Source organism: Micromonospora sp. I033 (assembly GCF_053890995.1).
The window spans coordinates 1-9599 of sequence record NZ_JBSSLX010000216.1; the positions used below are offsets into that span (position 1 = coordinate 1).

The following is a 9599-nucleotide window of genomic DNA, read 5'->3' on the forward strand; positions in this document are numbered from 1 at the left end:
CGACTCCAGCTCGGCGATCCGGCGGTACGCGGCGTCCAGCTCCGCCTCCAGCCGGGCCACCCGCTGCTGGGCCTCCTCCAGCAGCCGTTCCAGGTTGATGATCCGCTTGACCCCGGCCAGGTTGATCCCGTCGTCCTGGCTGAGCCGCTGCACCTCGCGGAGCAGCACCACGTCCCGGACGCTGTACCGGCGACCGCCGCCGGCCGCCCGGCCGGCCTGCACCAGGCCCAGCCGGTCGTACTGGCGCAGGGTCTGCGGGTGCATCCCCGCCATCCGTGCCGCCACCGAGATCATCAGGACCTTGGCCTCGTAGGCAGGGTCACCCGAGCCGACGAACTCCTGCGACATCCCCGCTCACCTCCGCTGCCTCGTCACCCGGTCAACTGAATCGACGCACCCGCGCGTCGAGATGTTCCCGCGCCGCCGGCGGGGTCTGCTCCGCGAACGTCTCCAGCGCGGCCCGCGCCTCGTCGGAGAGTTTCGCGGGGACCACCACGTCGAGGGTGACCAGCAGGTCACCGGCGCGGCCGTCCTTGCGTACGACGCCCTTGCCCCGGGCACGCAGCACCCGGCCGCTGGGCGTGCCCGGCGGGACCCGCAGGGTCACCGTGCCGTCGAGCGTCGGCACCCGCAGGTCGGTGCCGAGCACCGCCTCCGCGAACGTGATGGGCACGGTCAGGGTCAGGTCGTCCCCGGTGCGCCCGAACAGCTCGTCCGGCCGGACCTTCACGTGCACGAACAGGTCGCCCGCCGGGCCGCCCCGCTCGCCGGGCTCGCCCCGGCCGGCCAACCGGATGCGCTGGCCGTCGGCAACTCCGGCCGGGAAGCGCACGTTCAGCGTGCGGGTCTTGGTGACCCCGCCGGTGCCCTGGCACTCCGGGCACTTCTCCTCGACGACGGTGCCCACGCCCTGGCAGTTGCGGCACGGCTCGGAGAAGCTGAACGACCCCTGGTTGCGGGTCGTCACCCCGGCGCCGTGGCAGACCGGGCAGGTCACCGGCTGGGTGCCGGGCTTCGCCCCGTTGCCGTGGCAGGTGTCGCACACCCCGGGGGCGCGCAGGGTCAGCGGCAGGGTGACGCCGCGGACCGCGTCGGAGAAGTCGAGCGCCACCTCGGTCTCGACGTCCCGGCCCCGGGCCGGGCCGCGCGCACGGGTCGCGCCGCCGGCACCCCCGCCGGTGAAGATCGAGCTGAACAGGTCGCCCAGGCCACCGCCGCCGAACCGGGCCTCGCCGCCGGCCGCCCCGCCGAACAGGTCGGAGACGTCGAACGGCATCCCGCCCGGCTGGCCCGCGCCGCGGGCGTTGCGCCGGAAGGCGCCGGAGCCGAACAGCGACCGCATCTCGTCGTACTCGCGGCGCTTCTTCTCGTCGCCGAGCACGGCGTACGCCTCGGAGACGGCCTTGAACCGCTCCTCCGCCTTCGGGTCACCGGGGTTGTGGTCCGGGTGCGACTCCCGAGCCAGCTTCCGGTACGACTTCTTGATCTCGTCCGAGGAGGCGGACTTCTCCACGCCCAGCGCGGCGTAGTAGTCCTTCTCGATCCAGTCCTTGGAACTCACCGGTCCACCCCCTTCCACGGGACGTACCCCGGTCGTCCCGCCCGCCCGGTGCGGGCGGGCGGGACGTCACGGGTCGGCACTACTCCGGTTCGGCGACCGCGACCAGGGCGGGCCGCAGCAGCCGTTCGCCGAGCTGGTAACCCCGGCGCATGACCTGCACGCAGGTCGGCTCGGTCACGTCGGCGGAGGTCTGGTGCGCCACCGCCTCGTGCCGGGTCGGGTCGAACGGGTCACCCTGCTCGCCGAACGCGGTCAGGCCGAACTTGCCCAGCGCGGCGGTGAGCTGCTCGGCCACGCTGCCGAACGGGCCCACCAGGTCGCCGTGCTCGCGGGCCCGGTCCAGGTCGTCGAGGATCGGCAGCAGCGCGGTCAGCACCGTGCCGGTCGCCTGCTCCTGGACCAGGCTGCGGTCCCGGTCGACCCGCTTGCGGTAGTTGGCGTACTCCGCCGACACCCGCTGGAGGTCGCGGGTCCGCTCGTCCAGCTCGGCCCGGACCGACTCCAGCTCGGCGCCGCCCGGCGCGGCCGCGGCGACCTCCTCGCTCGGCCGGGCCGGGGCGTCGACCACCGGCGGCCCGGAGACCTCGGCCTCGGTCTCGATCTCGTCGACCACGACCTCGGCCTCCTCGACCAGCCCCTCGGCGGGCGCGTCGGCCGCGGCGTCGGCGGCCGACGTGTCGGTCACCGCCTGCTCGGCGGTCTTCTTGATCTTGCGCTTGTCACGGATGACGACCCGCGGCTCCTCGCCGGCGCCCTGCCCGGCGGTCGCGGAGCCACCCGGCGTCGACCCGGTGGAGCCCGGGTCGGCGGCTCGTGGCTTCTCCGTCATGCGGCTACCTCATCCCTCTGCGGTGAGAAACGTGTCCGGGACCGAAGGTCACTTCTTGTCCTCGTCCACGATCTCCGCGTCGACCACGTCGTCGGGGCCGCCGGCCTGAGCGCCACCGGTGGCACCCGCGCCGGCGCCCGCACCCGGCCCGGCCTCGCCCGGGCCCGCCTGCTCGCCCTGCTGCTGCGAGTAGAGCAGCGAGCCGGCCTGCTGGGAGACCTGCGCCAGCTTCTCGTGCGCGGCCTTGACCTTGTCGATGTCCTGGCCGCCGAGTGCGCTGCGCAGCTCGCCGAGGGCCTCGTTGAGCTGGTCGCGGTTCTCGGCGGGCAGCTTGTCGCCGCTCTCGGCCAGGAACTTCTCAGTCTGCCACTGGAGCGCCTCGGCCACGTTGCGGGTCTCCGCCTCGTCGCGGCGCCGCTTGTCCTCGTCGGCGTGCTCCTCGGCGTCCCGGCGCATCCGCTCGATGTCGTCCTTCGGCAGCGACGAGCCGCCGGTGATCGTCATCTTCTGTTCCTTGCCGGTGCCCAGGTCCTTGGCGTGCACGTTGACGATGCCGTTGGCGTCGATGTCGAAGGTGACCTCGATCTGCGGCACGCCGCGCGGCGCCGGCGGGAGGCCGGTCAGCTCGAAGGTGCCGAGCTTCTTGTTGTAGGCCGCGATCTCCCGCTCGCCCTGGAACACCTGGATCAGCACCGACGGCTGGTTGTCGTCGGCCGTGGTGAAGACCTCGGAACGCTTGGTCGGGATGGTGGTGTTGCGCTCGATGAGCTTGGTGAAGATGCCGCCCTTGGTCTCGATGCCCAGGCTCAGCGGGGTCACGTCGAGCAGCAGGACGTCCTTGACCTCACCCTTGAGCACACCGGCCTGGAGGGCGGCGCCGACGGCGACGACCTCGTCCGGGTTGACGCCCTTGTTCGGGTCGCGGCCGGTGAGCTGCTTGACCAGGTCGGTCACGGCCGGCATCCGGGTCGAGCCGCCGACCAGGATGACGTGGTCGACGTCGGAGATCTTGATCCCGGCGTCCTTGACGGCCTGCTCGAACGGGCCCTTGCAGCGGTCCAGCAGGTCCTGCGTCATCCGCTGGAACTCGGCGCGGCTCAGGGTCACGTCGAGGTGCAGCGGGCCCGCCGAACCGGCGGTGATGTACGGCAGGTTGATGTTGGTGGTGGTGGCGGCGGACAGCTCGATCTTGGCCTTCTCGGCCGCCTCCTTGAGCCGCTGCATGGCCATCTTGTCCTGGGACAGGTCGATGCCGTGCTCGCCGCGGAAGGTCTTCACCAGGTGGTCGATGATCCGCTGGTCCCAGTCGTCACCACCGAGGTGGTTGTCACCGCTGGTGGACTTGACCTCGATGACGCCCTCGGCCAGCTCCAGCAGGGAGACGTCGAAGGTGCCGCCACCCAGGTCGAAGACCAGGACGGTCTGCTCCTTGGAGCCCTTGTCGAGGCCGTACGCCAGCGCGGCCGCGGTCGGCTCGTTCACGATCCGCAGCACGTTGAAGCCGGCGATCTCACCGGCCTCCTTGGTGGCCTGCCGCTGGCCGTCGTTGAAGTAGGCCGGCACGGTGATCACCGCGTCGGTGATCTGCTCACCCAGGTACGCCTCGGCGTCCCGCTTGAGCTTCATCAGCGTGCGGGCCGAGATCTCCTGCGGGGTGTACTTCTTGCCGTCGATGTCGACGGTCCAGTTGGTGCCGATCTCCCGCTTGACCGAGCGGATGGTCCGGTCCGGGTTGGTCACCGCCTGGCGCTTGGCGACCTCACCGACGAGCACCTCGCCGTTGCGGGCGAACGCGACGATCGAGGGGGTCGTCCGCGAGCCCTCCGCGTTGGCGATGACGGTGGGCTCACCGCCCTCGAGAACGCTGACGCAGGAGTTCGTCGTGCCGAGGTCGATGCCGACCGCACGTGCCATGTTCGCTTCCTCGCTTCGTAACGGTGAGCAGGTCAACGGGCCTGCCCGGCGGGTCGCCCGCAGCGACCGCACCACAAGTTGAGTGAACTTGACTCAATAGTGCCACGCGCCCGGAGATCCGCAAGTCGAGTTGAGTCGACCCGACGCAACCTGACCGTTATTACCGTCCGGTTGTCTTACCTTGCGTCGGTCGGGCACGCTTTAGCGGTGACGACGCATGGCGATCCCGCCACCGATGCCGGCGCGCCCGCCGTCGCAGCCCGCACCGGACCCGACGCCGGTCAGGATCCGCCCGCCGAGGCCGCGGCGGGTCTGCCCGCCGCGCTCACCGGCCTGCGGGCCGCGATCGGGGCGGCCGGGTTCCCGCTCGCCCTGCCCTCGGCCGAGCCGGCCCGGCGCACCGCCGCCGGCCTCACCGACCAGCTCGACGACTACCTGCTGCCCCGGCTCGCCCGCCTCGACGCCCCGCTCCTCGTGGTGGTCGGCGGCTCGACCGGGGCCGGCAAGTCGACCCTGGTCAACAGCCTGGTCCAGGCCCGGGTCAGCGCCGCCGGGGTGCTCCGCCCGACCACCCGTTCGCCGGTGCTGGTCTGCAATCCGGCCGACGCCGCCTGGTTCCGCCAGGGCGAGCTGCTGCCCGGCCTGACCCGGACCACCGAGCCGAGCGAGCACCCGGGCACCCTCCAACTGGTCACCGCCCCCGCGCTCCCGGCCGGGCTGGCCTTCCTCGACGCGCCCGACATCGACTCGGTGGTCGACGCCAACCGGGCGCTCGCCGGGCAGCTGCTCGCCGCCGCCGACCTCTGGCTCTTCGTCACCACGGCCGCCCGCTACGCCGACGCCGTCCCGTGGGAGCTGCTGCGCAGCGCCCGGGCCCGGGGCACGGCCGTCGCCATGGTCCTCGACCGGGTGCCGCCGGAGGCGGCCGACGAGATCGCCGCCCACCTGTCCGAGATGCTCGCCGCGCAGGACCTGGGCGCCGCGCCGCTGTTCGTCCTGCCGGAGACCTGGGTGGACGGGCAGGGGCTGCTCCCCGACAAGGTCACCGCCCCGCTGAGCGCCTGGTTCGCCCGGCTCGCCGCCGACGCCGAGGCCCGCTCGGCGGTGGTCCGGCAGACCCTCGACGGCGCGCTGGCCGCGCTGCACCCCACCGTGGACGCGCTGGCCGACGCCGCCGACGAGCAGGTGGCCGCCGCCGACGCGCTGGACGAGCGGGTCCGGGCGGCCTACCGGGGGGCGGAGCGGACCGTCGACCAGGGGCTCAAGGACGGCCGGCTGCTCCGCGGCGAGGTGCTCGCCCGCTGGCAGGAGTTCGTCGGCACCGGCGAGTTCTTCCGCAGCCTGGAGGCGCGGATCGGCCGGCTGCGCGACCGGGTGGTCGCGGCGGTCACCGGCCGCCCGGCCCCGGCCGCCGAGCTGCGCAACGCCATCGAGTCCCAACTGGTCACGCTGCTGCGAGGGGTGGCCGCCGAGGCGGCGGAGAACGCGTACACCGGGTGGAAGGCGCACCCGGCCGGAGCCGCGCTGCTCGAACCGGAGCTGGCGCACGCCTCGGCCGACCTGCCCGAGCGCGCCGAGCGGCTGGTCCGCGACTGGCAGCGGGGGGTCCTGGAGCTGGTCCGGGCCGAGGGCGGCGACCGCCGCTTCGTCGCCCGCACCGCCGCGTACGCGGTCAACGCCACCGGCCTGGCCGTCATGATCGCGGTCTTCGCGGCCACCGCCTTCATCCCGACCGGGCTGGAGGTCGCCACCGGCGCCGGCACCACGGTCGCCGCGCAGGCGGTCCTCCAGGCGATCTTCGGCGACCAGGCGGTCCGCAACCTCGCCAGCAAGGCGCGGGTGGACCTGCTGGACCGGATCGGCGCGCTGCTGACCGAGGAGGCCGACCGGTTCCTCGCCCGCACCGCCGAGGCGCGCCCGGCCGCCGAGACCGGCGCGGCGCTGCGCCGGGCGGCCGGCGAGGTGGAGAAGGCCCGGCACCGCGCCGGCCTCTCCGGTACGCCGGGCCCGGCCCTGCCCGCCGCCGACCAGGGCGGGCGCGCGTGAGCAACATCGTCGGCCGGATGCGGGAGGCGTTCCGCGGCGGGCAGCGGGTCGATCCCGACGTCCTGATCGCCCGCCTCCAGGCGGTCCAGCGCTTCCTCGGCGCGGTCGACGGCCAGGTGCCCGACGCCCAACTGGTCGCCGCGCACACCGTGGTCGAGCGGGCCGGCACCCGGCTGGCCCTCTCCGGCCACCACACCGTGGTGGCGCTGGCCGGCGCGACCGGCAGCGGCAAGTCGAGCCTGTTCAACGCCCTCGCCCGGCTGGACCTGTCCCCGGTCGGCGTCCGCCGGCCCACCACCGGGGTGGCGCACGCCTGCGTCTGGGGGCAGCTCGACGGCGCGTCCCGGCTGCTCGACTGGATCGGCGTGCTGCCCCGGCACCGGTTCGTCCGGGAGAGCCCGCTGGACGGCGACGACGAGTCCGCCCTGCACGGCCTGATCCTGCTGGACCTGCCCGACTTCGACTCGGTGCAGCGCGGCCACCGGCTGGAGGTGGACCGACTGCTCGGCCTGGTCGACCTGGTGGTCTGGGTGGTCGACCCGCAGAAGTACGCCGACCGGGTCATTCACACCAGCTACCTGCGCGAGTTCCACCGGCACAAGGACGTGACCGTGGTGGTGCTCAACCAGGCCGACCGGCTGCCCCCGGCCGAACTGCCCCGGGTTCTCGGCGACCTGCGCCGGCTGCTCGACGCCGACGGGCTGGAGGGGGTGCCGCTGCTGCCCACCGTGGCCGTGGACCCGGCCGGCCTGGACGGCCTCCGGGCCGAGCTGGAGCGTACGGTCGCCGAGCGGCAGGCCGCCCTGCGCCGGCTGGCCGGCGACGTGGACGCCGTGGTGGCCGGGCTCGACCCGCTGGTCGGGCCGGAGCCGCCCCGCACCGGGCCGGGTGACGCCTCCGCGCGGGAGCTCACCGCGGCGCTGGCCGGCGCGGCCGGGGTGCCGACGGTGGCCGGGGCGGTCGAGCGGGCGTACCGGCACCGGGCCGTCGGGAGCACCGGTTGGCCGCTGGTCCGGGGCTGGCGGAAGCTGCGGCCGGACCCGCTGCGCCGGCTGCACCTGCCCGGCGGGGGCGCCGACGCGCCGGCGGAGAGCCTGGTCGCGGCCACCTCCGTACCCGATCCGACCGCCGCGCAGCGCTCGGCGCTCAACCTGGCCATCCGCGCGGTGGCCGACCGCTCCGCCGCGGACCTGCCGGCGCCCTGGCCGGCCGCGGTGACCGCCGCGGCCCGCTCCCGGTTGACCGACCTGCCGGACGCGCTGGACCACGCGGTGGCCGCCACCGACCTGGGCATGGACCGGCGGCCGGCCTGGTGGCGGGTGGTCGGCGCGCTCCAGTGGCTGGTCACCCTCGCGGCGCTTGCGGGGCTGGCCTGGCTGGTGCTGGGCTACGCGCTGCGCGTCCTCGGCCTGCCCGCCCTGGACAATCCGGAGCTCGGGGAGGTGCCCTGGCCCACCGTGCTGCTGCTCGGCGGCCTGCTGGCCGGGCTGCTGGTCGCGGCGCTGGCCCGGCCGGTGATCCGCTGGGCGGCGCGGCGCGCCCGGCGCCGGGCCGAGCAGCGGCTGCTCACCTCGGTGGGCAGCGTCGGCGAGAAGTACGTGCTGAACCCGGTCTGGGCGGTGCTGACCCGCTACGCCGAGGCGCGCGAGGCGCTGCGGGAGGCGGCCCGGGGCTGAGTCCCGGCGCGGAAACGCCCGGCGTGCTGACCGGTGTCCGGGCGGGCCGGGCGGCGTAGGGTCGGTGCATGGCCACGCCACAGACCCCCTACGAGGCGGTGCTGCACGCCGCTCGCGACGTGACGAGGCTCGACTCCGCCCTGGACGCGGAGATGCTCGGCGCCGCGCTGCTGGGCAGCGTCTACGCCGTTGCCGAGACCGACCGGGAGCACGCCGTCCGCGAGTTCGTGGCCGGCTTCCTCACCGCCACCTCGCGCCGCCGCAGCGCCGCCGCCACCACCATCCGTGCCGTCTTCGCCGCCCTGGTGCCGGACGCCGAGGGCGCCGCCCGGGTCCGCCCCGGCGCGTACGCCCCGGCCTGGGCCGGCCAGCTCGGCCGGGTGCACCTCACCGGCGCCTGGTCGTACGGCGACGTGTTCGGCGACCAGACCTCCTACCTGGCCACCTTCGCCTACGACGACGCCGAGGGCGGGCCGGAGCACGCCCTGGTGGCCCTGGTCGACCACAACATCGGGATCACCAAGGACGTGTTCGTGGGCGGCCCGGCCGCCCGGATCGTCGAGCAGGCCCGGGAGATCTGCACCGAGGACGAGTTCACCTGGTTCCGCACCGAGGACCCGGCCCGGATGCGCGCCGAGGTGGGCCGCCACCTGGCGATCACCGACGACCTCGGCGAACTGCCCGCACAGGGCTCGCTCGCCACCGACCGGGCGCTGGTCGGCGCCCGGCTGGCCGTGCTGCCCGGCCCGGCGCTGCCGTCGGTGACGGCCGACGTCCCGCCGCTCCCCGACGAGGCACGGACCCGGCTGGTCCGGGCCTTCCTCGCCTCACCCGAGGCGGTCCGGTTCGGCCTGGACCGGGTGGCCGACGGAGAGCTTGCCTCGCTGCACTTCTGCCTGGGCCTGCTGCTGGACCACGCGGCGAGCTTCCCGGACGCCGACCCGATGCGGTGGAGCCCGACGGTCGCCGAGCTGTTCCTGCTCGACTGGGTGCACCGCCGGGCCGTGCTGGACATGGACGACGCGGCCATGCTGCCCCGGGTGCTGCGCGGCTGGGCGGCCTACGCGGCCCGCCAGCGCGGCCTGCCGGCGGGGGCGGCCGCGCGCACGGACACGGCGATCGAGGAGATGGTCCCCGAGTTCGCCCGGCTCTACAGCACCGGCGAGCGGCGCAGCCCGGCCACGGCCGCGGTCGCCCAGCTCATGGCGGACGGCGTCGACCCGGACGACCCGGCCGCCCTGGACGCGTGGATCGAGGCGAACCGGCACCGCCTGACCGACGACCCGGCCTGACCGGCGAGGTCCACCACTACCCGCGGACGGCGACCGAGGCCGTGGCGCTCGGGTCCGGGTCGTCGCGCGGGCTGGGCGTCGGCGTGGGCGACTCCTCCGGCGGCGTGGCGGTCGGCGACGGCGTGCCCTCGGGCGGTGCGGTCGTCGGGTCCGGTTCGCCGGTCGCTGACGGCTCGGGGCTCGGCTCGGACCAGGTCGCGGTGGGTTCGGCGGTCGGGCTGGGGCTCGGCCCCCGGCGTGTCGGGTCGGGGGGGGGCGGGGGTGGCCGGGGCCCCGGGGGC

The 9599-nt window shown here is 74.9% G+C and carries 7 protein-coding genes; 3 read left to right on the forward strand and 4 right to left on the reverse strand.

The features are described from left to right. The 4 genes from ACW0Q9_RS25750 to dnaK all read right to left on the reverse strand — a co-directional run. Positions 1 to 348, reverse strand: a 348-nt coding sequence (locus ACW0Q9_RS25750) for a heat shock protein transcriptional repressor HspR (RefSeq protein ID WP_456185565.1), incomplete at its 3' end; no start/stop codon positions are given. Between the two features lie 31 nt (positions 349 to 379). Beyond that, the gene (gene dnaJ, locus ACW0Q9_RS25755; protein WP_456185567.1) at positions 380 to 1561 is read right to left on the reverse strand and encodes a molecular chaperone DnaJ; all 1182 of its coding nucleotides are present in this window, start codon (positions 1559 to 1561) and stop codon (positions 380 to 382) included. A gap of 79 nt (positions 1562 to 1640) precedes the next feature. After that, complete coding sequence (grpE, locus tag ACW0Q9_RS25760) at positions 1641 to 2390, reverse strand: nucleotide exchange factor GrpE (protein WP_456185569.1); 750 nt, start codon at positions 2388 to 2390, stop codon at positions 1641 to 1643. Positions 2391 to 2438: 48 nt separating this feature from the next. Next, positions 2439 to 4304 (reverse strand): molecular chaperone DnaK, encoded by a 1866-nt coding sequence (gene dnaK / locus ACW0Q9_RS25765; protein WP_456185571.1) that lies wholly within the window; start codon positions 4302 to 4304, stop codon positions 2439 to 2441. A 207-nt stretch (positions 4305 to 4511) separates the two neighbouring features. Between dnaK and ACW0Q9_RS25770 the strand changes: the two genes are divergently transcribed. From ACW0Q9_RS25770 to ACW0Q9_RS25780, 3 genes are all read left to right on the forward strand, one after another. Next, a complete protein-coding gene (locus tag ACW0Q9_RS25770) occupies positions 4512 to 6350 on the forward strand; it encodes an ABC transporter (protein WP_456185573.1) in 1839 nt (612 codons plus the stop codon). A 17-nt stretch (positions 6351 to 6367) separates the two neighbouring features. After that, a complete protein-coding gene (locus ACW0Q9_RS25775; RefSeq protein ID WP_456185577.1) occupies positions 6368 to 8026 on the forward strand; it encodes a GTPase in 1659 nt (552 codons plus the stop codon). A 68-nt stretch (positions 8027 to 8094) separates the two neighbouring features. After that, the gene (locus ACW0Q9_RS25780; RefSeq protein WP_456185575.1) at positions 8095 to 9318 is read left to right on the forward strand and encodes a hypothetical protein; all 1224 of its coding nucleotides are present in this window, start codon (positions 8095 to 8097) and stop codon (positions 9316 to 9318) included. Positions 9319 to 9599 lie beyond the last annotated feature (281 nt).